Source organism: Pseudomonas sp. A2 (assembly GCF_023100865.1).
Classification (GTDB): domain Bacteria; phylum Pseudomonadota; class Gammaproteobacteria; order Pseudomonadales; family Pseudomonadaceae; genus Aquipseudomonas; species Aquipseudomonas asiatica.
Genome location: NZ_CP039127.1, coordinates 1,832,882 through 1,857,157, shown reverse-complemented (window position 1 = coordinate 1,857,157; position 24,276 = coordinate 1,832,882). Strand labels below are relative to the sequence as shown.

The following is a 24,276-nucleotide window of genomic DNA, read 5'->3' as shown; positions in this document are numbered from 1 at the left end:
AAAAAATGAGAATCAGCGGGCGCCCGGCAACTGCAGCCAGTGGGCCAGCAGCGATTCAAGCAGCAGGGCGCGGTTGAGGTTGGCCTTGCCCAGCACCTTCTGGCGCTGTTCCAGGATCCATGCCTGCACCTCCAGCACCTTGGCCTGGCGGCTCTTCCGCGCCAGGTACTGCACCACCTTGCGCATATCGGCCAAGCCTAGCCCTTCCTCGTCCTGGGTCAATTGGTAGCGCAGGATCAGGTGCGCCCAATCGCAGAACCAGTCGAACAGCAGCAGCAGCGGTACACCGTTCCAGGCATCGGCCAGCTGGCTGGGCGATTGCTGCTGCTTGAGCAGCTTCTTCACCCCGTCGGTGACCAGCGCACGCTGCTCTCGCACGCCTTGCGCCTGCAAGCTGACCGCCATCAGCGGCGAACCGGCAGCCAGGGTCAGCAACTCGTCGCGATCGGTCTCGTCACTGTCGGGCAGCGCGCCGGCCAGCCAGGCTTGGCTCTGGGCCAGGCTGGGCTGCGGGCAGGCGACCTGCTGGCAACGGCTCTTGATGGTCGGCAACAGACGGCTGGGCTGGTGGGTGACCAGCAGCAACACGGTATCACCGGAGGGTTCTTCGAGGCTCTTGAGCAAGGCGTTGGAGGCGTTGACGTTCATCGCCTCCACTGGCTCGATCAGTACCACCTTGCGCCCACCCAGCTGCGCGGTCTGCACCACGAAGGCCACCAGCTCGCGTACCTGATCTACCTTGATAGGCTTGTCAGCTTCTTCGGGCTCGAGTACGAAGTTGTCCGGGTGGCTGCCGGCCTTGAGCAGCAGGCAGGACTTGCACGCGCCACAGGCCTCCAGGCCCTGGGGCTGCTGGCACAGCAGGCGGGCCATCAGGCGCTCGGCCAAGGCCCGCTTGCCGATACCCTGCGGCCCATGCAGCAGGTAGGCGTGAGCGTGCTGGCTGCGGCCGGCCAGTTGCTGCCAGAGGGCCTGCTGCCAGGGATAGGCCTCAGCCACGGCAACGCTCCACGATGCCTGGTAGCAACGCATCGATGGAGCGCTGCACGGCCTCCAGAGGCTGGGCGGCATCAAGCAGGGTATAGCGCTGTGGTTCGCGGCCGGCGCGTTGCAGGTAGGCCTGGCGCACTGCTTCGAAGAACGCCTGGCCTTCCTGCTCGAAACGGTCCAGGCGGCCGCGGGCGGCGGCGCGGGCCAGGCCCACTTCGACCGGCAGATCGAAGACCAGAGTCAGGTCCGGGCGCAGGTCGCCCTGGACGAATTGCTCCAGGATGGCGATACGCTCGACTGGCAAACCACGCCCGCCGCCCTGGTAGGCGTATGTCGCATCGGTAAACCTGTCACACAAGACTACGGCCCCGCGGGCCAGCGCCGGCCGGATCACCTGCGCCAGGTGCTGGGCACGCGCAGCGAACAACAGCAACAGCTCGGTGTCGGCCGCCATGCTTTCATCGCTGGGCGCCAGCAGCAGCTCACGCACCTTTTCGGCCAGCGGCGTGCCGCCGGGCTCACGGGTCAGCACTACGTCCAGGCCCTGCTCGCACAGGCGCGCAGCCAGGTAGTCGCGGTTGGTGCTCTTGCCCGCACCTTCCGGGCCTTCCAAAGTAATAAACAAGCCGCTCACAGGCAGTCCTTAATGTTGTTCGTCAGGCATCGGCCGTTCGGCCGCTTGCGCGCCGCCGGCAGGGGCGTCCTGCACAGGCGGCTGGTCGGGCGCTGGCTGCGCGGTAGACTCGTCGGCAGGGGCTTCGGGTTGTTCGGCCTCGTCGGTACCTGATTGTGGTTGTGGCTCTGGCTGCGATTGCGGCGCGGGGCTGGAGCGGTAGTCCGCACGGCGCTTGAGCTGGAACTCGCGCACCGCCGAGTTGTGGTCGTCGAGGTCGTCGGAAAACACATGGCTGCCATCGCCACGGGCGACGAAGTACAGGCTGGTGCCATCGGACGGGTTGAGCGCCGCGTGAATCGCTTCGCGACCGACCATGGCGATCGGGGTCGGCGGCAGGCCGGTGATGGTGTAGGTGTTGTAGGGCGTCGGCTCGCGCAGGTCGGCGCGGGTGATCTTGCCGTTGTAGCGCTCACCCATGCCGTAGATCACCGTAGGGTCGGTCTGCAGCATCATGCCCAGGCGCAGGCGCCGCACGAAAACGCCGGCGATCTGCCCGCGCTCCTGAGGAATGCCGGTTTCCTTCTCCACCAGTGAAGCCATGATCAGCGCCTGGTACGGGTCGCGGTATGGCAGGTCGGTGGTGCGCTCGGCCCACTCCTTGGCCAACACTTCGTCCAGGCGCATATAGGCCTGCTGCAGCAACTCGACGTCGCTCATGCCGCGCACGAAGCGGTAGGTGTCCGGGAAGAAGCGCCCTTCGGGGAACACTCCGGTATGGCCGAGCTTGTCCATCACTTCCGAATCGGACAGCCCGTCCAGGGTGTGCTTGATCTTTTCATGCTTGGCCACGGCCGCGCGCACCTGGCGGAAGGTCCAGCCTTCGACCAGGGTGAGGTTGTACTGCACCACGTCGGCCCGACGCCAGGCATCGAACAGCTGCTCCACGGTCATGCCGGGGGTCAGGCGATACTCACCGGTGTGCAGAGGGGTGCCGGCCATGTTGAAACGCCAGTACAGGCGCAACCAGACGGCGTCGTCGAGCAACCCTTCGTTCTGCATGCGATAGAACATGCGGTTGGGGGTGGTGCCATTGGGCACGTCCAGCAGGCGCTCCTGCGTCACGTGCAGAGGCTGCTCCAGGACCGAGTTGACCTTCCAGGCCGACCAGCCCACGGCAAGGCCGGCGAGGATCAAGCCCATTTCCAGCAGCAGCAGGAATTTACGTCTCACGAATTCAGGTTTCCAGTAACGTACGGGCAACGGCCTGCAGTTTACGGGTGAGCGGGCCCGGCGACCAGTTTAGCTCGGCAACGCCTCGCACGGGCCAGACACCGTAGACGCTGTTGCAGACAAATACTTCATCTGCCTGCTCCAGAGCGTCGAACGGCAGGTCGCAGACCTGCACCGGGATGCCCTGCAGCGCTGCCTGTTCCAGCAACGCGCCCCGCATCACGCCAGCGACGCCACAGCGGCTGAGGTCAGCCGTGAACAGCACGCCATCGCGCACCAGGAACAGATTGCTGTACACACCTTCGATCACCCTGCCCTGCCCATCACGCATCAGGCCTTCGGCATGTTCGCTGTCCTGCCATTCGGCACGGGCCAGCACCTGCTCCAGGCGGTTGAGGTGTTTGAGGCCGGCCAGCAGCGGTTGTTCCCCAAGCCGGGTCTGGCACGGAAACAGTTGCACGCCCTGCTCGGCATTGTCGACAGGATAGCTGGGCAACGGGCTGCCCTGCAGAATACGCCGCGGCGCGGCACCGGCAACCGGTGCGTAACCGCGCTGGCTGTCACCACGAGTAAGGATGAGTTTGGCTACGCCATCACCGAGCTGGCTGGCATAGCGCAGGAGTTCGTCGCGTACCAGCGCCAGGTCGGTACTGATCGCCAGGCGCTGGCAACCCAGCGCCAGGCGTGCGAGGTGGCCGTCCAGCAAGCTGGGCCGGCCGTCGCGCACGGCGATGGTCTCGAATAGCCCATCGCCGTAGGCCAGGCCGCGGTTCTGCAGGTTGACTGCAGCCGCCGGCTGGCCATCGATCCAGCTTTGCATCAACCGGCGAACCGGCGGAATACCAGCGAACCGTTGGTACCGCCAAAGCCGAACGAGTTGGACAGCACCACATCGATCGGCATGCTGCGCGCCTGGTGCGGCACGAAGTCGAGGTCGCAGCCTTCGTCCGGCTCGTCCAGGTTGATGGTGGGCGGAGCCATCTGGCTGTTGATTGCCAGTACGCTGAAGATCGCTTCTACGGCACCGGCGGCGCCCAGCAGGTGGCCGGTCATCGACTTGGTCGAGCTGACCGCCAGCTTGTAGGCATGCTCACCGAACACGCGCTTGATCGCCGCCACTTCGGCCACGTCGCCAGCAGGGGTCGAGGTGCCATGGGCGTTGATGTAGCTGACCTCTTCCGGCTGGATGCCGGCATCGCGCAAGGCGTTGGCCATGCAACGGGCAGCGCCTTCACCGGTGTCGGGTGGCGAAGTCATGTGGTAAGCGTCACCGCTCATGCCGAACCCGACCAGTTCGGCATAGATGGTCGCGCCGCGGGCCTTGGCATGTTCCAGTTCTTCGAGCACCAGGGCACCAGCACCGTCGGACAGCACGAAGCCGTCACGGCCCTTGTCCCACGGGCGGCTGGCCCGGGTCGGCTCGTCGTTGCGAGTGGACAGTGCGCGGGAGGCGCCGAAGCCGCCCATGCCCAGGCCGCAGGCAGCCATTTCGGCGCCGCCGGCGATCATCACGTCGGCTTCACCGTAGGCGATGTTGCGCGCGGCCATACCGATGCAGTGGGTACCAGTGGTGCACGCGGTGGCGATGGCGTAGTTCGGCCCTTGCAGCCCCAGGTGGATCGACAGGAAGCCGGAGATCATGTTGATGATCGAGCCTGGCACGAAGAAAGGCGAAATACGACGCGGCCCCGAGTCGTGCAGGGTGCGGCTGGTTTCTTCGATATTGGTCAGGCCGCCGATACCCGAGCCCATGGCCACGCCAATACGCTGGCGGTTGGCGTCGGTGACTTCCAGACCGGCATTACGCACTGCCTGGAACCCGGCCGCCAAGCCGTACTGGATGAACAGGTCGAGCTTGCGGGCCTCTTTGGCCGACAGGTATTGCTCGACCTCGAAGCCTTTCACCGAGCCGCCAAAACGGGTGGAGTAGGCAGACAGATCCGTGTGTTCGATCGGACCGATGCCACTGCGGCCAGCCAGAATGCCCTGCCAGGTGCTCGGTACATCAGTACCCAGTGGCGACAGCATACCCATACCGGTGACCACGACGCGTCTACGCGACACAGTACTCTCCTTTTCTAATGACAGAGTTTCTTGCCATTGCATTCAAGCGATGGAATGAAATGGCAACAAGCTCTTGATACCCGGTGAACGAGACCGACCTGCAAAACGCAGGGTGCTCGCAAAGAAAAAACCGCACGCCGGCAAAGGCAGTGCGGTTTTTCCCGACAAGAAGCGTCGACTACAGCGTCTTAGGCCTGGTGGGCTTTGACGTAGTCTACGGCAGCTTGAACGGTAGTGATCTTCTCGGCTTCTTCGTCAGGGATTTCGGTCTCGAATTCCTCTTCCAGAGCCATCACCAGCTCAACGGTGTCAAGCGAATCGGCACCCAGGTCATCGACGAAGGACTTCTCGAGAGTCACTTCCTCTTCCTTGACGCCCAGTTGCTCGGCGACGATTTTCTTGACGCGTTCTTCGATGGTGCTCATACCTAGTTTTCACTCCTAATGGACATATGTCAGGCAGCTGGCCGGTGGCTAATTTTATAGAAAGACGTTCGCTTTTCAAGCTAAACACGCCTTCACACCAACCCCCACACCCGCTGCCTGGAATCTGGTTGCAGCTTTATAACGGATTTTAGGCTCGCAGTATGACTCTTTTTTTACGAAATCCGTCACATTGAGTTGCAGTGTTACATGTACATCCCGCCGTTGACCGGCACGGTAGCGCCGGTTACGTAGGCTGCGCCGTCAGATGCCAGGAACGAAACAACCTTGGCAATTTCGTCGGCCTGGCCCAGGCGGCCCAGCGGGATCTGGGTCTGCAGCGCTTCACGCTGCGCTTCTGGCAGCTCGCGGGTCATGTCGGTGTCGATGAAGCCCGGGGTCACCGAGTTGACGGTGATGCCACGCGAGCCCACTTCACGCGCCAGGGCGCGGCTGAAGCCTTCCAGGCCGGCCTTGGCGGCCGCGTAGTTGGCCTGGCCGGCGTTACCCATGGCACCGACGACCGAGCCGATGCTGATGATACGGCCCCAACGTGCCTTGGTCATGCCACGCAGCACGCCCTTGGACAGACGGTAGAGGCTGTTCAGGTTGGTATCGATCACGTCGAACCACTCGTCGTCCTTCATGCGCAGCATGAGGTTGTCACGGGTGATACCGGCGTTGTTGACCAGGATGGCCGGTGCGCCGAATTGCTCGCCGATGGCGGCCAGCACAGCTTCAACCGATTCGGCGCTTGTCACGTTCAGTTCCATGCCGGTACCGGTGATGCCGTGTTCTTTCAGCGTGGCAGCAATGCGCTCGGCGCCGGAGGCCGAAGTGGCGGTGCCGATCACGGTCGCGCCCTGGCGGCCCAGCTCGAGGGCGATGGCCTGGCCAATGCCACGGCTGGCGCCGGTGACCAGTGCAACTTTACCTTGCAGGCTCATGCAAGCTTCTCCAAATCAGGCCAGTGCCGCGCGGGTGGCGGCGACGGCGTCAGGGGTATTGAGGTTGTAGGTGGTCACGCCATCGGCGCAACGCTTGTTCAGGCCGGCCAGGACCTTGCCCGGGCCGCACTCGACCAGGTTGACCGCACCGTTAGCGGCCAGGGTCTGCACGCATTCGACCCAGCGCACTGGCTGGTACAGCTGCGCCAGCAGGTCGTGCTTGAGGGCATTAAGGTCAGCGGCAACGGCAGCGGTGACGTTCTGCACCACGGGAATTTGCGGGGCGTGCCACTCGATGGCGTTGACCGACTCGGCAAAGCGCTCGGCAGCCGGCTTCATCAGCGCGCAGTGCGACGGCACGCTGACCGCCAGCGGCAGGGCGCGCTTGGCACCCTTGGCCTTGCACAGCTCGATGGCGCGATCGACGGCGGCCTTGTTGCCAGCGATAACCACCTGGCCTGGCGAGTTGAAGTTGACCGCGCTGACCACCTGGTCTTCGGCCGCTTCGGCGCAGACTTCCACGACCACGGCGTCGTCCAGGCCAAGGATGGCGGCCATGGCGCCATGACCGGCCGGCACGGCTTCCTGCATCAGCTGGCCCCGGCGCTCGACCAGGCGCACGGCATCTTTCAGGCTCAGGCTGCCGGCGGCAACCAGGGCGCTGTATTCACCCAGGCTGTGACCGGAGACGAAGGCCGGCCTGGCACCGCCCTCTTCCAGCCACAGGCGCCACAGTGCGATGGACGCGGTGAGGATGGCCGGCTGGGTCTTGTCGGTCTGGTTGAGTTGCTCTTCCGGGCCTTCCTGGACCAGCTTCCACAGGTCGTAACCGAGTGCCTCGGACGCTTCCTTGAAGGTTTCGATGATCACTGGCTTCTCGGCGCCGAGCTCGGCGAGCATGCCCAGCGACTGGGAACCTTGACCGGGAAAGACGAATGCGAGAGATGCAGACATTGAACAAGCCCTTATGATCTTGTCGTCGGATAGGGTGCGCCGGACATTAGCCAGACGCGGAATCTGAAAACTTGGATGGAGACGCGGACCAAGCGGTCACATTTAAGCACTTCAGCGGCGATATGCCTAAGGTCTTTATTCCTTCAGCACCGGCCTCTTCGCGGGTAAACCCGCTCCCACAGGGTTACCACAGACCTAAAGGTTATGGGGCACCTGTGGGAGCGGGTTTACCCGCGAAGAGGCCGGCACAGGCTACAACAGCAAATCTTCCAGCCGCCCATGCAAGCGCTGCGGCAGGTTTTCCTGAATCTCGATCAACGCCCGCTGGATGGCACTCTGGAAGCCCTGCACCCCCGCCGAGCCATGGCTCTTGATGACGATGCCCTGCAACCCCAGGAAACTCGCACCATTGTGCCGCGCCGGTGCCAGGTCGGCCTGCAGGCGTTTGAGCAGCGGCATGGCCACGGCCCCGGCTGCCCGCGACAATACGCCACCCTTGAACAACTGCTCTATGCGCGCACCGATCATCGTCGCCAGCCCCTCGCTCGACTTGAGCAGGATGTTGCCGACGAACCCGTCGCACACCACCACATCGGCTTCGCCGCGATACAACCCGTCACCCTCGACGAAGCCTATGTAGTTGAGCCCGCGGGCGTTCTGCAACAGGCTGGCCGCCAGCTTGACCTGCTGGTTGCCCTTGATGTCCTCGGTACCGATGTTAAGCAGCGCCACGCGCGGCCGCTGCACACCCAGCGCCTGGGCGGCCACCGAGCCCATCACGGCGAACTGGTAGAGGTTCTCGGCGCTGCAGTCGACGTTGGCGCCAAGGTCGAGCAACTGGCAGTAACCGGTCTGGGTCGGGATCGCCGCCACCATGGCCGGCCGATCGATACCTGGCAGTGTCTTGAGCACGAAACGCGAGAGCGCCATCAGCGCCCCGGTATTGCCGGCGCTGACGCAGGCCTGAGCCTTGCCGTCGCGCACCAGTTCGAGGGCGATGCGCATCGACGAGTCCGGCTTGCCGCGCAGCGCCTGGGATGGCCGCTCGTCCATGCCGACCACCTCGCTGGCGGCCACGATTTGCAGGCGCGCGCGATCCGCAGCCGCAAGGCCGCTGACAAGATCTTCGAGGAGGGAGGGTTGACCGACGAGGGTCAGGTGCAGCGAGGGGGTAGCCGAAAGGCAGGCAATGCTAGCCTGGACAATGCTGCGGGGACCGAAGTCCCCGCCCATTGCGTCGATCGCGATGATCTGAGCGGACAAGGATTACTCGTCAGCGCCCTTGTCGACCACTTTGCGACCACGGTATACGCCTTCTGGCGAAACGTGGTGACGCAGGTGTACTTCACCGGTGGTTTTCTCTACCGACAGCGCGTTTTCCGACAGGGCGTCGTGCGAACGGCGCATGTCACGGGCAGAGCGGGATTTTTTGTTCTGCTGAACAGCCATAATTGATTAACTCCTAAACGTTTGGGTCACGCTTTAACTGCGCCAAAACACTGAACGGGTTGGACCGCGATACCTCGTCCTTGCTCGATTCGGGCTCGTCTGCGCCCGCCGGCTGCTGGCATTCTTCCGGATGATGAGCAGGCACGATTGGCAAGGCGAGCAGAAGCTCCTCCTCGATCAATGCCTGCAGATCCAAAGGATCTTCGCCCAGTTCCAGCACGTCATAGCCTTTCGGCAACGACTGGGTATTCGCACCCTCCTTCACCACGGCGTATGTACATTCGCTGTGGATCGGCAGGGTGACCAGCTCAAGACAACGCTGGCAAACCATCTTGACCTCGACGTCCAGCTCGCTGTGGATAACCACCACGTGCTGTTCATCTCGTTCAAAATCGAACTTCGCCTGCACCGTACCGACATTGTCGGAAAGCGGGTCGCAGAGTCTTTCCAAATCAGCGAGCTGCAGCGAACCGTTAAGGGTTACGCCACGATCGGCTAATTTGCGCGGGTCAACGTGAGGTGGAATCGGGTCATTCAACATAGGCGCAGCATTCTAGGGATGCCCCCCGCCCCTGTCAAAGGAAATTCGGCGGCATCGTGCGTGATAGAATTTGTTCAACCGATTCAGGAGTCTACCATGCTTCCTCTGTTACTGGCTTCCAGCTCTGCCTACCGCCGCGAACTGCTTGCACGCCTGCGCCTGCCCTTCACCTGGGCAAGCCCCGATATAGACGAGCGACGCCTGGATGACGAACCGGCGGTGGAGCTGGTGCGGCGGCTGGCCAGGCAAAAAGCCGAGGCCCTGGCAGGCAGCCACCCCGGGCACCTGATCATTGGCTCGGACCAGGTTGCGGTGCTGGGCGAGCAGGTACTGGGCAAGCCGCACACCTTCGAGCGGGCTTGCGAGCAACTGCTGGAGTGCAGCGGGCAGCAGGTGAGCTTCCTGACCGGGCTGGCGTTGCTGAACAGCGCCACCGGGCACTGCCAGGTGGACTGCGTGCCGTTTACCGTGACCCTGCGCGAACTGGACCGGCAGCGGGTGGAGCGCTATGTGGCGGCGGAACAGCCGCTGGACTGCGCTGGCAGCTTCAAGGCCGAGGGGCTGGGAGTGAGCCTGTTCCAGAGCACGCACGGGTGCGATGCGACCAGCCTGATCGGGCTGCCGTTGATTAGACTGGTGGATATGTTGACCAGGGAAGGGGTGGTTATCCCGTAGTTCGCCTCAAGACTTTTTGCGCCTGACAGATCGAGCGCCGCCCGCGCGGCGCTTCGCAGCACAAGGCTGCTCCTACATCTGTTTCGGGCCAGTAACGCCTGTGCCAATGCGCGCGACCGCCTTGTTTGTCCGGCACGATATCGAGGTGGACGCCAAGGGGCCGCGCGCCTTTGCCTCAGGAATAATTGGCCCGAAACAGATGTAGGAGCAGCCTTGTGCTGCGAAGCGCCGCGCGGGCGGCGCTCGATCTCACAAACACCGCAAAACGGGCGACGAACCCTCAGCGCAACTGCGGCCCCTGGAAGCCCATCCACATCGCCAAGCGCTCAGCCACGCTGGCGCCAACGCGCTTGGAGAAGCGATCGAGCGCCGACTCCTGCACGGTGAAGTCCACCAACTCCTTCTCGCCCACGATCTCGCGCGCCACATAGCTGGCACTGCCCAGCCCATCCACCAGGCCCAGCTCCTTGGCCTGCTCGCCCGACCAGACCAGGCCACTGAACAGCTCCGGATGCTCCTTGTCCTTCAGGCGCTCACCCCGCCCCTGCTTGACCATGGCAATGAACTGCTGGTGCGTGGTATTCAGTACGCCCTGCCAGAACTCGGTCTCTTCCGGCTTCTGCGGCGAGAACGGATCGAGGAAGGCCTTGTGCTCGCCTGCAGTGTAGGTACGCCGCTCCACACCCAGCTTCTCCATGGTGCCGACAAAGCCATAACCGGCCGCCGTCACACCAATCGAGCCCACCAGGCTGGCCTTGTCGGCATAGATCTCGTCCGCCGCACTGGCGATGTAGTAGGCTCCGGAAGCCCCAAGATCAGCGATGACCGCATACAGCTTGATGGCCGGATATTCAGCCCGCAGACGGCGGATTTCGTCATACACGTAACCCGACTGCACCGGGCTGCCTCCCGGGCTGTTGATGCGCATCACCACAGCCTTGGTCTTGCTGTCCTTGAACGCCTCGCGCAGGCTCTTGACGATATTGTCGGCGCTGGCTGGCTCCTGGTCGGCAATCACCCCGCGCACCTCGACCAGCGCGGTATGGCTGGCACTGCGCGACGCTGCCTTGTCCATGTCCATCAACGGCGTGAACAGGATCAGGATGCCGAACAGGTAGACGAAGGTCAGCAACTTGAAGAAGATCCCCCAGCGTCGCGCCCGGCGCTGCTCCTGAACGCCTGCCAGCAGGGTCTTTTCCAGCAGTTTCCAGCTCTTGCGCTCTTCGCGCTCCTCGGGTTCGGCCTCGGGGGCTTTCCATTCGTCTGCCATGCTTACCTACCTTGGAAATGGAATTGCGGAACCACCCAGCCACTCACGCAACTGGGAAAAATGATCGATGCACACCTGCGGACCAAACTCGGCCAGTGCCTGCAGCGACATGGCACCATAGCCCACGGCCACCGAATGCATGCCGGCATTGCTGGCCATCTGCAGATCGAATGCCGAATCGCCAACCATCAGCGCACGCCCTGCTTCGACACCGCAATGCCCGAGAATTTCCTCGAGCATCAGCGGGTGCGGCTTGCCGCGAGTTTCGTCGGCGGCGCGAGTGATGTCGAAGAACTGCTCCCAGCCATTGGCCTTGAGCACCCGGTCCAGCCCGCGACGCGCCTTGCCGGTGGCCACCGCCAGGCGGTAACCCTCGGCACGGAAGGCATCCAGCGACTCGACCACGCCCTCGAACAGCGGCGAGGGCTGCTGGTCCAGGGCCATGTAGATATCGGCATAGTGCTGACGAAAACTTTCGACCTGAGCAGGCGCCAGGTGCGGGTACAGGGTGTGGATCGCCTCGCCCAGAGCCAGGCCGATGATGCCCTTGACCGCATCCTCGCTGCTTTGCGCCTCACCGGCACGCTCGGCGGCGGCGTTCATGGCCTCGACGATACGTCCGATCGAGTCGGCCAACGTGCCGTCCCAGTCGAAGATCAGTAGCTCATAGCCTTTTTTCATGGATCAGGACGCACTCAGACGTTCAACGGTTTTCGCCCAGACTTCATCCACCGGCGCCTCGAGCTTCAACTCGCCACCGTCCGGCAGCGGCACGGTCAGTGCGTAGGCATGCAGGAACAGGCGCTTGCCGCCCAAGTCGCGAATTTCACGACTGAAGTCTTCGTCGCCGTACTTGCTGTCGCCAGCGATCATATGCCCGGCATGCAGGGTGTGCACACGGATCTGGTGGGTACGGCCAGTGATCGGGCGCGCCTCGACAATGGTGGCGAACTCGCCGAAGCGGCGCAGCACGCGGAACAGGGTCAGCGCCTCCTTGCCCTCGTCATTCACCTCGACCATGCGCTCGCCGGAGCGCAGGTTGCTCTTGAGCAACGGCGCGCTGACCTGCTTCTTCGAGGTCGGCCAGTGGCCGCGCACCAGCGCCATGTAGCGCTTGTCGACACCGTCGCCACGCAATGCGGCGTGCAGGTGCCTCAGCATGCTGCGCTTCTTGGCGATCATCAGCAGACCGGAGGTGTCGCGGTCCAGGCGGTGCACCAGCTCCAGCTCCTTGGCGTCCGGGCGCAACTGGCGCAGCGCCTCGATCACGCCGAAGCTCAGGCCGCTGCCGCCATGCACGGCGATGCCGGCCGGCTTGTTCATCACGATCAGCGCCTTGTCTTCGTAGACAATGGCCGCTTCCAGGCGCTGCAACAGGCCCTGGGCCACCGGCGCGGGCTCGTCACGCTCCGGCAGGCGGACGGGCGGTACCCGCACGATGTCGCCGGCCTGGATCTTGTACTCCGGCTTGACGCGCCCCTTGTTGACCCGTACTTCACCCTTGCGCAGGATGCGGTACACCAGGGTCTTGGGCACGCCCTTGAGGGCCGTGATGAGGAAATTGTCGATGCGTTGGCCGGCAAGCTCCGGCGCGACTTCGATCAGCTGAACGCCGGAAGTCGGAGGGGTATTGGTCGTCATGGCGGGATCATAACAATTTTTTATGGAATTGAAGCACTTAATCATTGCTGCTATAGTCGCGAACGCCGCCAAAAGCGGCAGGCCAGCGGCACCAGGCTCCTAGCCGGTCCCTGACCAACGCAATTCTCCAGGACGCGAGGCCGTCCTACGGGGTTTTCGCCAGTTTACCGAATTGCCTGGAATCGCCACCAGCGCTGTGTAGAGAAGACCGAAAAAAAACGACAAGTGCGGTGTTTCACCTGCTTACCCGATTCTTTTCGCTGCACCTCTGCCCGCCCCGTCGCTTCCACGCAACGCCCGGCGAATGCTTCGGAAATACCTGCCTTGGACATGAATGGCGCCAGCGCAGAACCTGCGCTGGCGAAAAATGCAACCCGTTGCGGATTCAGCGCGCGGCAGCACCCGAATTATCAGGGATACGTGCAGGGTGGAGATGCACAGCCCTCGGACCGTGTAGCACCGCGTCCGGCCCACCAGCCCACTGAACGGCTGGCGAGCGGATAAGGTCCTGAACAGATGCCTCCGGGCGTCCACGGCTGACGGTTGATTCCTCCTCCTGACTGAGTGCACAAGGCCCGCTTGGTTGATTCGGATTCCAATTCGAAGCCACCGGGGCCTTGTTGGCACCGCAGCAAACAGGACGCGTCGTCGCGACAACGGCAGGCTGGGCAACCGGCTGGTGCCGAACGTCGCTCGACACGGGGGTGGCCCGGCCACCCTTTGCGCACCTTGGCACCGACCATGAGACGTCGTGTGTGCCGAACGCCGTTTCCGGCAGCCCGGAAACCGACGGTACAACATGAAAAGAATGCTGATTAACGCGACTCAACCCGAAGAGTTGCGTGTAGCCCTGGTGGACGGCCAACGTCTCTACGACCTGGACATCGAGTCCGGCGCGCGCGAGCAGAAAAAGGCCAACATCTACAAAGGCAAGATCACCCGCATCGAACCCAGCCTCGAAGCCGCCTTCGTCGACTTCGGTTCCGAACGTCACGGCTTCCTGCCGCTGAAAGAAATCTCCCGCGAATACTTCAAGAAAGCCCCCGAAGGGCGGGTCAACATCAAGGAAGTGCTGAGCGAAGGCCAGGAAGTCATCGTCCAGGTCGAGAAGGAAGAGCGTGGCAACAAAGGCGCCGCCCTCACCACCTTCATCAGCTTGGCCGGCCGCTACCTGGTGCTGATGCCGAACAACCCGCGCGCCGGTGGCATCTCCCGCCGCATCGAAGGCGAAGAGCGCAACGAACTGCGTGAAGCCCTGAATGGCCTGACCGTGCCGGGCGACATGGGCCTGATCGTGCGCACTGCCGGCCTTGGCCGCAGCAGCGAAGAAATGCAGTGGGACCTCGACTACCTGCTGCAACTGTGGACCGCCATCAAGGAAGCGTCCCAGGACCGCGCCGCGCCATTCCTGATCTACCAGGAAAGCAACGTCATCATCCGCGCCATCCGCGACTATCTGCGCCAGGACATCGGCGAAGTGCTGATCGACAGCATCGATGCCCAGGAAGAAGCCCTGACCTTCATCCGCCAGGTCATGCCGCAGTACGCCAGCAAGGTGAAGCTGTACGAAGACAGCGTGCCGCTGTTCAACCGCTTCCAGATCGAAAGCCAGATCGAGACCGCCTTCCAGCGCGTGGTCGACCTGCCGTCCGGCGGTTCGATCGTGATCGACCCGACCGAAGCCCTGGTGTCGATCGACATCAACTCGGCGCGCGCCACCAAAGGCAGCGACATCGAAGAAACCGCCCTGCAGACCAACCTGGAAGCGGCCGAGGAAATCGCCCGCCAGCTGCGCCTGCGTGACATCGGCGGCCTGATCGTCATCGACTTCATCGACATGACCCCGGCGAAAAACCAGCGCGCCGTCGAAGAGCGTGTTCGCGAGTGCCTGGAAGCCGACCGCGCCCGCGTCCAGGTCGGCCGCATCTCGCGCTTCGGCCTGCTGGAAATGTCCCGTCAGCGCCTGCGCCCGTCGCTGGGCGAAAGCAGCGGCATCGTCTGCCCACGCTGCTCCGGCACCGGCATCATCCGTGACGTCGAATCGCTGTCGCTGGCCATCCTGCGCCTGATCGAAGAAGAGGCCCTGAAGGACCGCACCGCCGAAGTTCGCGCCCAGGTGCCGATCCCGGTGGCTGCCTTCCTGCTCAACGAGAAGCGCAACTCGATCACCAAGATCGAACTGCGTACCCGTGCGCGCATCATCATCCTGCCGAACGATCACCTGGAAACCCCGCACTTCGAAGTCCAGCGCCTGCGCGACGACAACCCGGAAGTGCTGAGCAACCAGTCCAGCTACGAGATCGCCGCCGCCGAAGCCGAAGAAGCGCCGCAGCCGACCGCCACCCGCACCCTGGTTCGCCAGGAAGCCGCAGTCAAGACCGCCCCGGCCCGCGCCAACGCGCCGGTACCGGCCACTGTCGAAGAACCGCAGCCAGCCGCACCGGTCGCCCCTGCCCCGGTCGCTCCGGAGCCAAGCCTGTTCAAAGGCCTGGTGAAGTCGCTGGTAAGCCTGTTCGCCGGCAAGGAAGAGCCTGCCGCAGCGCCGGTTGTCACTGCCGCCGAGAAGCCGGCCGCCGAGCGCAGCCCACGCAACGAAGAACGCCGCAACGGCCGCCAGCAGAGCCGCAACCGCAACGGCCGCCGCGACGAAGAGCGCAAGCCGCGTGAAGAGCGTGCCGAGCGTGCACCTCGTGAAGAACGTGCCCCGCGCGAAGAGCGTGCACCACGTGAAGAACGCGCCCCACGCGAAGAGCGTGCACCGCGTGAAGAACGTGCTCCACGCGAAGAGCGTGCTCCACGCCAGCCACGCGAAGACCGCCGCGGCAACCGTGGCGAAGAGCGCGTGCGCGAACTGCGCGAGCCACTGGACGCCACCCCTGCCGAGCGTGAAGAACGTCAGCCGCGCGAGGAACGTGTAGCCCGTGAAGAACGTGCCCCACGTGAAGAGCGTGCACCTCGCGAGGAACGCGCACCACGTGAAGAGCGCGCACCTCGTGAAGAACGTGCTCCACGTGAAGAACGCGCACCTCGCGAAGAACGTGCTCCTCGCGAGGAACGTGCTCCACGCGAAGAACGTGCCCCTCGCCCACCACGCGAAGAGCGTCAGCCACGCGTAGCCGAAGAAGCCGCCGAGCAGGCTGCCGAGCTGGCCGAAGAGCAACTGCCGAACGAAGAGCTGCTGCAGGACGAACAGGAAGGCACCGATGGCGAGCGCCCGCGCCGCCGTTCCCGTGGCCAGCGTCGTCGCAGCAACCGTCGTGAGCGTCAGCGCAACGCCAACGGCGAGCTGATCGATGGCAGCGAGGAAGAAGGCAGCGAAGAGCAGCCACAACAGCACCAGGCCACCGAGCTGGGTGCCGAACTGGCCGCCGGCCTGGCCGTGACTGCCGCTGTCGCCAGCAGCAACATCAGTGCCGACGCCGAAGCCCAGGCCAACCAGCAGGCCGAGCTTGCCACCGCCGAAGTCGCCCAGCCGGTCGAGCAGGCTGAGAAGTTCGAGCAGGTCGAAGCTGCCGCCAAGGCTGAAGAAGTGGCCGAGGCCCCAGTGGTCGAGCAGCCGGTCAGCGAGCCTGTAGCCGTGGTCGAAGCAACTGCCGAGCCAGTGGTCGAAGTCGCTCCGCAGCCAGTGGTCGACGAAGCACCTGCTGCCGAACCGGTAGTGGTTGCCGAAGCACCGGTCGAAGCGCCTGCCGTCGAAGCCGGTGAAATCGAGCAGGCCCCGACCGTGGTCGAAGCCGCTCCGGTTGCCGAGCAACCTGCCCCGGTTGTCGAAGCCCAGCCAGAAGTGGTGGCCGAGCCTGCACCAGTGGCCGTCGAGCCCGCACCGGTCGAAGCCCCTGCGGCGGTGGAACCTGCCACTGTCATGCTGGCCAACGGCCGTGCGCCGAACGACCCGCGTGAAGTGCGTCGCCGCAAGCGTGAGGCCGAGGCTGCCGCCAAGGCCGCACAGGAAGCTGCTGCAGCCACCGAGGAGCCAGCCCTGGAAGCCAGCGATGAGCAAAAGCCTCATCACGGTTGATAGCCAAGGCTGAATGAAAAAGCCCCGCCAGTTCGCACTGGCGGGGCTTTTTCTTGGCTGGGCGTTTTTCCTGTACCGGCCTCTTCGCGGGTAAACCCGCTCCCACAGGCCCCACCACCCTCAGGCCCTATGAAGTCCCTGTGGGAGCGGCTTCAGCCGCGAAAGGGCCAGCCCAGGCACTGAATCAGTAGAGGTTAGGCTCCATCTCCAGCTCGACCCCGAACCGCTCGAGGATATCGGCCTGGATCCGCCGCGCCAGTGCATGCATCTGCGCCCCGCTCGCCTGGCCGTAGTTGACCAGCACCAGCGACTGCAAACGATGCACCCCGGCATCCCCCTCGCGGTGGCCCTTCCAGCCTGCCTGCTCGATCAACCAGCCTGCCGCCAGCTTCACCTGGCCATCGGCTTGGGGATAAGCCACTACCCCTGGGTTCTGCGCACGAATACGCTCGACCAGTTCCGCCGAGACCACCGGGTTCTTGAAGAAGCTCCCGGCATTACCCAGCTCTGCCGGGTCTGGCAGCTTCTCGCGGCGAATGCTGCAGATCGCCTCGCTGATCGCCTGCGCGGTCGGCTCGGTCACGCCCTGTTCCGCCAGGCGCTGGCGCACCGGGCCGTAGTCCAGGTGGGCCTGCAGCGTACGGCTCAAGGCAAAGCGCACACGCAGGATCAACCAACGCCCAGGGTTGCGCTTGAACAGGCTGTCGCGATACCCGAAGGCACACTCAGCCAGGCCGAAGTCACGCAACTCGCCGGTCTCGCGATCCAGGGCGGTCAGGCCGACGAACATGTCCTTGATCTCCACGCCATAGGCGCCCACGTTCTGCATCGGCGCGGCGCCAACGGTGCCGGGAATCAGGCTGAGGTTTTCCAGCCCGCAATACCCCTGCGCCAGTGCCCACTGCACAAACGGGTGCCACGGCTCACCGGCCTCGGCCTCGACCACGATACGTTCACCATCGTCGCTGAGCACGCGCCGACCACGGCTGGCCATATGCAGCACCAGCGCATCGATATCGCGGGTCAGCAGCAAGTTGCTGCCACCGCCAATCACCAGCACCGGCACGCCGCCTTGCTGTGCCTGGGCCAGCGCCAGGCGCACCTCCTGGTCATCATGTGCCTGGGTGAAATACCGCGCCTTCACGTCGATGCCAAAGGTGTTGTACGGTTTGAGCGATACCTGCTCCTGCCACTGCACTGTCATAGCCGCCCCTTGATTTCCAGGACCAGCGCCTGGCACGCCGCTTCAACCAGGTCGAGCACCTGCTCGAAGCCGTCGGCGCCACCGTAGTACGGGTCTGGCACTTCATCCAGCGCTGCGCCATAGCGGCGCAGGAACAGGTCGAGCTCCCCCACTGCCGTGTGCGGGCGCATCGCACGCAAATGGCCAAGGTTGCTCTCGTCCATGGCCAGGATCAGGTCATATTCGGCAAAGTGCGCCGCCTTGACCTGCTGAGCGCGTTGCTGCGAAAGGTCATAGCCACGCGCCAGCGCTGCCTTGCAGGTGCGGCTGTCAGGCGCCTTGCCGACGTGCCAGTCGCCGGTGCCGGCCGAGGCCACATGCACCCGGTCGGCAAGCCCGGCAGCCTGCAATTGATGGCGCAGCACGCCTTCGGCGGTGGGCGAGCGACAGATATTGCCGAGGCAGACGAACAGGACGCGCATCAGGCCTCCAGCAAGCGCCGTACGCGCTCCAGGTCTTCAGGGGTATCCACGCCCACGGCAGGCGCCTCGATGGCGTCTTCGACGTGGATGCGTACGCCATGCCACAGGGCACGCAGCTGCTCCAGCGCTTCGGTCTGCTCGAGCCAGCATGGGCCCCAACTGACGAAGTCCTGCAGGAAGCCGACGCGGTAGGCGTACATGCCGATGTGGCGGCGATACGGCACGCCTTCCGGCAACAGGTTGCGGTCCTTGGCAAACGCATCGCGGGCCCAGGGCAGCGGTGCACGGCTGAAGGTCAAGGCCAGGCCGTTCTTGTCGCTGATTAACTTGACCGCGTTGGGGTTGAACACGGTTTCCGGCTCATGGATCGGTTCGGCCAGGGTGGCGATACCGGCTTCCGGATGCGCTGCCAGGTTGGCTGCCACCTGGTCAATGATCACCGGCGGGATCAGCGGCTCGTCGCCCTGCACATTGACCACGATGGCATCGGCCGGCAGCCCCAGGTGTACGGCCACTTCGGCCAGGCGGTCGGTGCCGGACTCATGGTCGGCACGGGTCAGCAGCACTTCGGCGCCGAAGGCCTTGCAGGCCTCTACGATGCTGGCGTCGTCGGTGGCGATGACCACGCGGCTGGCGCCGCTCTTGCGGGCCTGTTCCCACACATGCTGCACCATCGGCTTGCCGGCGATCGACAGCAATGGCTTGCCCGGCAGGCGCGTGGAGCGCAGCCGGGCGGGGATCACCACGGTGAAATCCAGGCTCATTTGTCCAGACGCTCTTCATCGGTCAGGGTGCGTGCCTCGCTTTCCAGCATGACCGGGATGCCGTCGCGGATCGGGTAGGCCAGGCCAGCACCCTTGCTGATCAGCTCGGTCTTGTCGGCACTGAGCTTGAGCGGGCCCTTGGTGATCGGGCAGGCCAGGATATCGAGCAGTTTGGTGTCCATTTGAGGCTTCCTTTAGGCCAGGTGGCCGGGAATTGAAAAAGGGCTCAGGGCTTGCGCAGCAAGCGTTGCAACTGGTTGTCGAACCAGGCGCTGAAAGCCGGCGTGGGCTGCGCCTCGACGGCCAGGTACCACCAGTCGTCAGCGGCGAAGGCCCGGCATTTCACCGCATCCTTCTCGGTCATGACCAGCGGCAGCGGCGGGCTGAAGGCCAGGCTCCGGGCGCTGAACTGCGCATGGTCGGCAAAGGGATGCGGCACCGGCTGCCAGTTTAGCCCCAGCAGGGTATTGAAGAAACGTTGCGGGTTGCCGATACCGGCCACCGCATGCAGGCGTTGGCCTGCAGGGAAATGGTCAAGCGCGCGGCGCTCGCCGCTGCGCAGGTTGACCAGGGCGGATGGCTGCAGGCAGAAGCCGAAGCCATCGGCGCGGTCTGCGCTGGCGCCGTTGAACAGCACCGCGTCAGCCTCGTGCAGGCGTTCGGCCGGCTCACGCAACGGCCCCGCCGGCAGGCAGCGGCCATTGCCCAGGCCGCGAGCGGCATCGATCAGCACCAACTCCAGGTCGCGCGCCAGACGATAGTGCTGCATGCCGTCGTCACACAGGATCAGGTCGAGGGGTTCACTGGCCAGTAATGCCTGCACGGCGCGGGAGCGGTCGGGGTCGATCATCAGCGGCACGCTGGTGCGCTGCACGATCAGCAGCGGTTCGTCGCCGGCCTGCCCGGCCGCCTGATCGGGCTGCACGCGCCAGGGTAGCTGCGGCGGTTTGGCGCCATAGCCACGGCTGACCACGCCCACCTTCAACCCCTGCTTGCGGCAGTGCTCGATCAGCCAGAGGATCATCGGCGTCTTGCCGGTACCACCCACAGTAATGTTACCCACCACGATGACCGGCACCGGGGCCCGGTAGCTGGCACTTTCGCCACTGAGAAAACGCGCCCGCTTGCGCGTGACCACGCGGCGATACAGCGCCTCCAGCGGGCGCAGCAGCGCCAGGGCCGGGTGCCCGGCGTACCAGGCGGCGAGCAGGCGGTCGGCGAAGGCCATCAAGGTGTGCCCTGGGCCGCCTCGACAGTGGTCATGCGCAACTGGCTGAAACCGAGCTTGCCGGCGGCATCCATCGCAGTGACCACGGCCTGGTGCGGGGTCTTGCCGTCGGCGCTGATGGCCAGCGGCAGCTTGTTGTCGCCGCCCGACTCACGCTCGATCGCTTCGCTCAGGGTGGCCAGGTCGCTCTTTGGCAGCAAGTGGTTGTTCACCGAGTACACGCCTTCGGCGCTGATGGTGATTTCCACCAGCTTGCCCTGGTCGGGCGCCGCCGGTTCGGCGCTGGCGGCTTCAGGCAGCTCGACGCGCAGCTGGGTCTCGCGGGTGAAGGTGGTGGTGACCACGAAAAACAGCAGCAGGACGAACACCACGTCGATCAGCGACGCCAGGTTGATGTCGACGTTCTCCCGCTGGCGATTGCGCCGGAACTTCACGCCTTGCCTCCGGCCACTTCCACTTCACGGTCGCCCTGGATCACTTCCACCAACTTGATAGCTTCCTGCTCCATGCCCACCACCAACTCATCGATACGGCGCAGCAGGAAGCGGTGGAAGAATACCGCCGGGATACCGACCATCAGGCCGGCCGCGGTGGTGACCAGGGCCTTGGAGATACCACCGGCCAGCACTGCGGCGTTGGCGGTCATCTGCGAGCCCATGAAGGCGCTGAAGATGTCGATCATGCCCAGCACGGTGCCCAGCAGGCCCAGCAGCGGGGCCATGGCGGCGATGGTGCCGAGGGTGCTGATGTAGCGTTCCAGTTCGTGGATGACGCGCGAGGCGGCCTCCTCGATGCATTCCTTCATGATTTCGCGACCATGGCGCGAGTTGGCCAGGCCGGCGGCGAGGATTTCGCCCAATGGCGAATCAGCACGCAGGGCCTTGAGCTTGTCACTGGTCAGTTGCTTGTCCTTGATCCATATCCACACCTGGCCGAGCAGGTGCGGCGGGGTGACGCGACTGACGCGCAGGGTCCACAGGCGCTCGACGACGATAGCCATGGCAGCGATGGAGCTCAGAATGATCGGCAGCATCATCCAACCGCCGGACTTGACCAATTCCCACACAGTAAACGCCCCTTCGGAAAAAGGCCGCCACTCTACCATAGGCGCGCCGGGGGCTCATCTGCCGGAGGTCAGGGAATTGGGTCGTGTGGGGGTTGCGGAGGGGGTGGGGGGGTGGGGGTTCGCCATGACAGTTGCAGCGCCTGCGAGATCGAGCGCCGCCCGCGCGGCGCTTCGCAGCACAAGGCTGCTCCTACATCTGTTTCGGGCCAGTAACGCCTGTACCAACGCGCGCGACCGCCTTGTTCGTCCGGCCCGACATCGAGGTGGACGCCAAGGGGCCGCGCGCCTTTGCCTCAGGAATAATTGGCCCGAAACAGATGTAGGAGCAGCCTTGTGCTGCGAAGCGCCGCGCGGGCGGCGCTCGATCCAACAGGCGCTGAAGATGTAACGGCAAGCATCTGCAAGCCACTACACCTTACTGCACCCGAACCCGCCAAAACCGCCTCTGCCCCCGCACACCCTCCACCTCCCCCAGCCTCCCCAGCACCAACCGCAACGCCCCCTGCTCCGCCGTGTCATGCATCACCACCCCATGCCGCCGATAACGTTCGACCACTTGCGAGTGCGGGTGCCCGAAGCTGTTGTTGCGCCCGCGCGAAATCAGTACCCCGCGCGGCGCCGTGGCGCGGATGAAGGCCTCGCTGGACGAACTGCGGCTGCCGTGATGCGGCGACTGCAACCAGTCGATCCGCGGTGCTTCCGTGGCCGCCAGCCAGGCCCGTTCGGCACCGGCCTCCATGTCTCCCGCCAGCAACAACCGCTCACCCTGCGCCTCGACCAACAACACACAGGAGCGGTCATTGCTGCTCTGCCCATCGGCCCAGCGCCACATCGAAAAGCGCACGCCATCCCACATCCACTGCTCGCCACTTACGCAAGGTTGCAGTTGCAGGTCATCCAGCAATTCGCCGCCGATCACCCGTTCGACCGGCAGGCCACGCATGATTGCGCCAGCACCACCGGCGTGGTCGGCATGGGCGTGGCTGACCAGCATCAGGTCCAGGCTGCCCACCCCCAGCTTGCGCAAGGTCGGCAACACCACCCGCTCGCCCAGGTCGCTCTCTCCCCTGGCCGGCCCGGCGTCGTACAGCAGGTTGTGATGCCGGGTGCGCAAAAGCACTGCCAGCCCCTGGCCGACGTCCAGCTGCCAGACCTCGACCTGGCCGAACGGCACCGTCTCCCGGGGTACCCACAGCGCCAGCAGCATTACGCCACCCAACCCGCGCAGTGGAACGCCACGGGGCATCAAAACCAGCAGCGCGCCCAGGCACACCAGCAGCCAGGCCCACAACGGCAGGGCTGCTGGCAGCCACGCCGGCTGCTGCGCCGCCAGCGCCAGCAGCCGGAAAAGCACATCAAGCAAACCGCCCGCCAGCCAGAGCAGCGCCTCCCCTACCCCGCCCAACGGCAGCAGCAAAGCGCCCAGCAACGCCAATGGCAGCACTGCCAAGCTGACCCACGGCACCGCAACAAGGTTGGCCAGCGGCGCACTCAAGCTCACCGGCAAGCCCGTAGCCAGCAGTACCGGCAGCAAGCCGATCGCAATCACCCATTGCGCCCGCGTCCAGGCCTGCCAGGGCCGCCAGCTGCCCAGGCGGGCACTGAAGCAATAGACAAGCGTGGCCACGGCCGCGAACGACAGCCAGAACCCGGGCAGCAGCGCGGCCAGCGGTTCCAGCAACAGTACGGCAACCAGCGCCAGCAACAACGGCAAGGTCGCACCCAATTGGCGAAAACGCAGGCGCCAGAGCAACACCACGGCCAGCATCAGGCAGGCACGCTGCACCGGTACACCGCCACCAGCCAACCAACCGTAGGCCAGTGCCGCAGCCATGGCCAGGCCACACGCCCAGGGCACCCACGGCAGACGAGCGGGCCACAGCCCCCAACGCGCCAGCCCGGCAACCAGGCCATACAGCAAGCCGGCAACCAGGCCGATGTGCTGGCCAGAGACCACCAGCAAGTGCACCGTGCCGGTGGCCTGCAACGTTTGCCAGTCCTCCCGGGCCAGGCCCGCCCCGTCGCCAAGCACCAGCGCCACCAACGCTGCCTGCCGGCCATTGGCCTCGACTGCCAGCAGGCGCTGGCGCAGCGTGTCGCGCCAGCCGCCGACAACCGGCGCCAGCAACTGCCCAGCCTTGACCGTACCGGTCGCACCGACCCGCCGCGCCAGCAATTGCGCCTCACGGTCCGGCCCATGCGGGTTGAGCAGCCCGGCCGGGCGCTGCAAGGTCACCGCCAGCCGCCACTGCTCGCCCGCGCGCAGCGGCGGGCCGTCGAACCAGCTCAGTTGCAGGCGCTGCGGCAGCTCTGCCCGCCGCGAGCGGGCCGCGTCCAGCTCGAAGCGCACACCCTGCGCAGTCCGGGTCGGCAGGCCGACCACCCGGCCCTCAAGCCACAAGGTGCGGCCATCCAGCCCGGTTGCCAGGCGGTCATCCAGCGCCTGCTGCGCAGACCAGCAGGCCCAACACAGGCCCAACAGAAAACAGCCCAGTGGCCACAGCCGGGTAAACAGGCCGAGGCCACCGGCTACAGCCAGCAGCACCAGCCATCCGACCGATGGCAATGCGGGGAGAAAGCCCAGACACAACAGCCCGAGCGCGAGCGCAAACATCCCTGTGCGCATGAAGTAGAGCTCCAGAAGCGAAATCACCTTCTGAGGCATAGCCCAATTGCCGGCAGCGCTTGCTCAACAATTGTCACAAACTCTAAACGAGGCTGAGCGGGAATCAGGGC

The 24,276-nt window shown here is 64.7% G+C and carries 24 protein-coding genes; 2 read left to right on the top strand and 22 right to left on the bottom strand.

Features of this window, described 5'->3' with window-relative positions:
• Positions 1-12: 12 nt before the first annotated feature.
• The 11 genes from E5221_RS08675 to E5221_RS08625 form a co-directional block, all read right to left on the bottom strand.
• On the bottom strand, positions 13-999 hold the full coding sequence (locus E5221_RS08675; RefSeq protein ID WP_247847131.1) for a DNA polymerase III subunit delta': 987 nt from the start codon (positions 997-999) through the stop codon (positions 13-15).
• The gene (gene tmk, locus E5221_RS08670) at positions 992-1,624 is read right to left on the bottom strand and encodes a dTMP kinase (RefSeq protein ID WP_247847130.1); all 633 of its coding nucleotides are present in this window, start codon (positions 1,622-1,624) and stop codon (positions 992-994) included. Before tmk ends, E5221_RS08675 begins: the two co-directional genes overlap by 8 nt.
• Before the next feature lie 9 nt (positions 1,625-1,633).
• Positions 1,634-2,836: an endolytic transglycosylase MltG gene (gene mltG / locus E5221_RS08665; RefSeq protein ID WP_013971579.1), complete on the bottom strand. Its 1,203-nt coding sequence runs from the start codon at positions 2,834-2,836 to the stop codon at positions 1,634-1,636.
• A 4-nt stretch (positions 2,837-2,840) separates the two neighbouring features.
• Positions 2,841-3,656, bottom strand: a complete 816-nt coding sequence (gene pabC, locus E5221_RS08660; RefSeq protein ID WP_054572817.1) for an aminodeoxychorismate lyase — start codon at positions 3,654-3,656, stop codon at positions 2,841-2,843.
• Entirely contained in the window at positions 3,656-4,900 is a 1,245-nt protein-coding gene (gene fabF, locus E5221_RS08655; RefSeq protein WP_015269411.1) for a beta-ketoacyl-ACP synthase II, read from the bottom strand. Before fabF ends, pabC begins: the two co-directional genes overlap by 1 nt.
• A gap of 188 nt (positions 4,901-5,088) precedes the next feature.
• Entirely contained in the window at positions 5,089-5,325 is a 237-nt protein-coding gene (gene acpP, locus E5221_RS08650) for an acyl carrier protein (RefSeq protein ID WP_013971576.1), read from the bottom strand.
• Positions 5,326-5,528: 203 nt separating this feature from the next.
• Entirely contained in the window at positions 5,529-6,269 is a 741-nt protein-coding gene (fabG, locus tag E5221_RS08645; protein WP_003247160.1) for a 3-oxoacyl-ACP reductase FabG, read from the bottom strand.
• Between the two features lie 15 nt (positions 6,270-6,284).
• Positions 6,285-7,223 (bottom strand): ACP S-malonyltransferase, encoded by a 939-nt coding sequence (fabD, locus tag E5221_RS08640; protein WP_080604850.1) that lies wholly within the window; start codon positions 7,221-7,223, stop codon positions 6,285-6,287.
• A gap of 252 nt (positions 7,224-7,475) precedes the next feature.
• Positions 7,476-8,456: a phosphate acyltransferase PlsX gene (plsX, locus tag E5221_RS08635; RefSeq protein ID WP_015269409.1), complete on the bottom strand. Its 981-nt coding sequence runs from the start codon at positions 8,454-8,456 to the stop codon at positions 7,476-7,478.
• A 33-nt stretch (positions 8,457-8,489) separates the two neighbouring features.
• The gene (gene rpmF, locus E5221_RS08630) at positions 8,490-8,672 is read right to left on the bottom strand and encodes a 50S ribosomal protein L32 (RefSeq protein ID WP_003247154.1); all 183 of its coding nucleotides are present in this window, start codon (positions 8,670-8,672) and stop codon (positions 8,490-8,492) included.
• Between the two features lie 13 nt (positions 8,673-8,685).
• Positions 8,686-9,213: a YceD family protein gene (locus E5221_RS08625; protein WP_012313431.1), complete on the bottom strand. Its 528-nt coding sequence runs from the start codon at positions 9,211-9,213 to the stop codon at positions 8,686-8,688.
• Positions 9,214-9,309: 96 nt separating this feature from the next.
• Between E5221_RS08625 and E5221_RS08620 the strand changes: the two genes are divergently transcribed.
• Positions 9,310-9,888, top strand: coding sequence for a nucleoside triphosphate pyrophosphatase (locus E5221_RS08620; protein WP_061552360.1), 579 nt, complete (start codon positions 9,310-9,312; stop codon positions 9,886-9,888).
• Between the two features lie 280 nt (positions 9,889-10,168).
• On the opposite strand, the gene sppA is transcribed toward E5221_RS08620, so the two are convergent.
• The 3 genes from sppA to rluC are packed head-to-tail and all read right to left on the bottom strand — an operon-like array spanning position 10,169 to position 12,799.
• Entirely contained in the window at positions 10,169-11,158 is a 990-nt protein-coding gene (gene sppA, locus E5221_RS08615; RefSeq protein WP_013971572.1) for a signal peptide peptidase SppA, read from the bottom strand.
• 6 nt (positions 11,159-11,164) lie between these two features.
• The gene (locus E5221_RS08610; protein ID WP_039614721.1) at positions 11,165-11,839 is read right to left on the bottom strand and encodes an HAD family hydrolase; all 675 of its coding nucleotides are present in this window, start codon (positions 11,837-11,839) and stop codon (positions 11,165-11,167) included.
• A 3-nt stretch (positions 11,840-11,842) separates the two neighbouring features.
• Entirely contained in the window at positions 11,843-12,799 is a 957-nt protein-coding gene (rluC, locus tag E5221_RS08605; RefSeq protein WP_013971570.1) for a 23S rRNA pseudouridine(955/2504/2580) synthase RluC, read from the bottom strand.
• A gap of 799 nt (positions 12,800-13,598) precedes the next feature.
• On the opposite strand from rluC, the gene rne reads away from it, so the two are divergent.
• Positions 13,599-16,817: a ribonuclease E gene (rne, locus tag E5221_RS08600; protein ID WP_247847128.1), complete on the top strand. Its 3,219-nt coding sequence runs from the start codon at positions 13,599-13,601 to the stop codon at positions 16,815-16,817.
• Between the two features lie 184 nt (positions 16,818-17,001).
• Here the strand turns inward: rne and murB are convergent, their stop codons facing one another.
• The 8 genes from murB to E5221_RS08560 form a co-directional block, all read right to left on the bottom strand.
• A complete protein-coding gene (gene murB / locus E5221_RS08595; RefSeq protein ID WP_061552362.1) occupies positions 17,002-18,021 on the bottom strand; it encodes a UDP-N-acetylmuramate dehydrogenase in 1,020 nt (339 codons plus the stop codon).
• Positions 18,018-18,482 carry a low molecular weight protein-tyrosine-phosphatase gene (locus tag E5221_RS08590; protein ID WP_003259973.1) on the bottom strand — a complete coding sequence of 155 codons (465 nt, stop codon included), beginning with the start codon at positions 18,480-18,482 and terminating at the stop codon, positions 18,018-18,020. Before E5221_RS08590 ends, murB begins: the two co-directional genes overlap by 4 nt.
• Positions 18,482-19,246 (bottom strand): 3-deoxy-manno-octulosonate cytidylyltransferase, encoded by a 765-nt coding sequence (gene kdsB, locus E5221_RS08585; protein ID WP_182328556.1) that lies wholly within the window; start codon positions 19,244-19,246, stop codon positions 18,482-18,484. Before kdsB ends, E5221_RS08590 begins: the two co-directional genes overlap by 1 nt.
• The gene (locus tag E5221_RS08580) at positions 19,243-19,428 is read right to left on the bottom strand and encodes a Trm112 family protein (protein ID WP_011532874.1); all 186 of its coding nucleotides are present in this window, start codon (positions 19,426-19,428) and stop codon (positions 19,243-19,245) included. Before E5221_RS08580 ends, kdsB begins: the two co-directional genes overlap by 4 nt.
• Positions 19,429-19,472: 44 nt before the next feature.
• The gene (gene lpxK / locus E5221_RS08575; protein WP_247847126.1) at positions 19,473-20,474 is read right to left on the bottom strand and encodes a tetraacyldisaccharide 4'-kinase; all 1,002 of its coding nucleotides are present in this window, start codon (positions 20,472-20,474) and stop codon (positions 19,473-19,475) included.
• Positions 20,474-20,908: a biopolymer transporter ExbD gene (locus tag E5221_RS08570; protein ID WP_013971564.1), complete on the bottom strand. Its 435-nt coding sequence runs from the start codon at positions 20,906-20,908 to the stop codon at positions 20,474-20,476. The genes lpxK and E5221_RS08570 overlap by 1 nt, the downstream gene beginning before the upstream one ends.
• Positions 20,905-21,540 (bottom strand): MotA/TolQ/ExbB proton channel family protein, encoded by a 636-nt coding sequence (locus E5221_RS08565; RefSeq protein WP_003259970.1) that lies wholly within the window; start codon positions 21,538-21,540, stop codon positions 20,905-20,907. The genes E5221_RS08570 and E5221_RS08565 overlap by 4 nt, the downstream gene beginning before the upstream one ends.
• A gap of 415 nt (positions 21,541-21,955) precedes the next feature.
• The gene (locus E5221_RS08560) at positions 21,956-24,166 is read right to left on the bottom strand and encodes a DNA internalization-related competence protein ComEC/Rec2 (RefSeq protein ID WP_247847124.1); all 2,211 of its coding nucleotides are present in this window, start codon (positions 24,164-24,166) and stop codon (positions 21,956-21,958) included.
• Between the last annotated feature and the right edge of the window lie 110 nt (positions 24,167-24,276).

What these genes read in the sequence shown, in the direction of transcription:
- pabC (WP_054572817.1), bottom strand. Translation starts at nt 3,656, where the DNA reads ATGCAAAGCTGGATCGATGGCCAGCCGGCGGCTGCAGTCAACCTGCAG.
- acpP (WP_013971576.1), bottom strand. Translation starts at nt 5,325, where the DNA reads ATGAGCACCATCGAAGAACGCGTCAAGAAAATCGTCGCCGAGCAACTG.
- fabG (WP_003247160.1), bottom strand. Translation starts at nt 6,269, where the DNA reads ATGAGCCTGCAAGGTAAAGTTGCACTGGTCACCGGCGCCAGCCGTGGC.
- fabD (WP_080604850.1), bottom strand. Translation starts at nt 7,223, where the DNA reads ATGTCTGCATCTCTCGCATTCGTCTTTCCCGGTCAAGGTTCCCAGTCG.
- plsX (WP_015269409.1), bottom strand. Translation starts at nt 8,456, where the DNA reads ATGGGCGGGGACTTCGGTCCCCGCAGCATTGTCCAGGCTAGCATTGCC.
- rpmF (WP_003247154.1), bottom strand. Translation starts at nt 8,672, where the DNA reads ATGGCTGTTCAGCAGAACAAAAAATCCCGCTCTGCCCGTGACATGCGC.
- E5221_RS08625 (WP_012313431.1), bottom strand. Translation starts at nt 9,213, where the DNA reads ATGTTGAATGACCCGATTCCACCTCACGTTGACCCGCGCAAATTAGCC.
- E5221_RS08620 (WP_061552360.1), top strand. Translation starts at nt 9,310, where the DNA reads ATGCTTCCTCTGTTACTGGCTTCCAGCTCTGCCTACCGCCGCGAACTG.
- sppA (WP_013971572.1), bottom strand. Translation starts at nt 11,158, where the DNA reads ATGGCAGACGAATGGAAAGCCCCCGAGGCCGAACCCGAGGAGCGCGAA.
- E5221_RS08610 (WP_039614721.1), bottom strand. Translation starts at nt 11,839, where the DNA reads ATGAAAAAAGGCTATGAGCTACTGATCTTCGACTGGGACGGCACGTTG.
- rluC (WP_013971570.1), bottom strand. Translation starts at nt 12,799, where the DNA reads ATGACGACCAATACCCCTCCGACTTCCGGCGTTCAGCTGATCGAAGTC.
- rne (WP_247847128.1), top strand. Translation starts at nt 13,599, where the DNA reads ATGAAAAGAATGCTGATTAACGCGACTCAACCCGAAGAGTTGCGTGTA.
- murB (WP_061552362.1), bottom strand. Translation starts at nt 18,021, where the DNA reads ATGACAGTGCAGTGGCAGGAGCAGGTATCGCTCAAACCGTACAACACC.
- E5221_RS08590 (WP_003259973.1), bottom strand. Translation starts at nt 18,482, where the DNA reads ATGCGCGTCCTGTTCGTCTGCCTCGGCAATATCTGTCGCTCGCCCACC.
- kdsB (WP_182328556.1), bottom strand. Translation starts at nt 19,246, where the DNA reads ATGAGCCTGGATTTCACCGTGGTGATCCCCGCCCGGCTGCGCTCCACG.
- E5221_RS08580 (WP_011532874.1), bottom strand. Translation starts at nt 19,428, where the DNA reads ATGGACACCAAACTGCTCGATATCCTGGCCTGCCCGATCACCAAGGGC.
- lpxK (WP_247847126.1), bottom strand. Translation starts at nt 20,474, where the DNA reads ATGGCCTTCGCCGACCGCCTGCTCGCCGCCTGGTACGCCGGGCACCCG.
- E5221_RS08560 (WP_247847124.1), bottom strand. Translation starts at nt 24,166, where the DNA reads ATGCGCACAGGGATGTTTGCGCTCGCGCTCGGGCTGTTGTGTCTGGGC.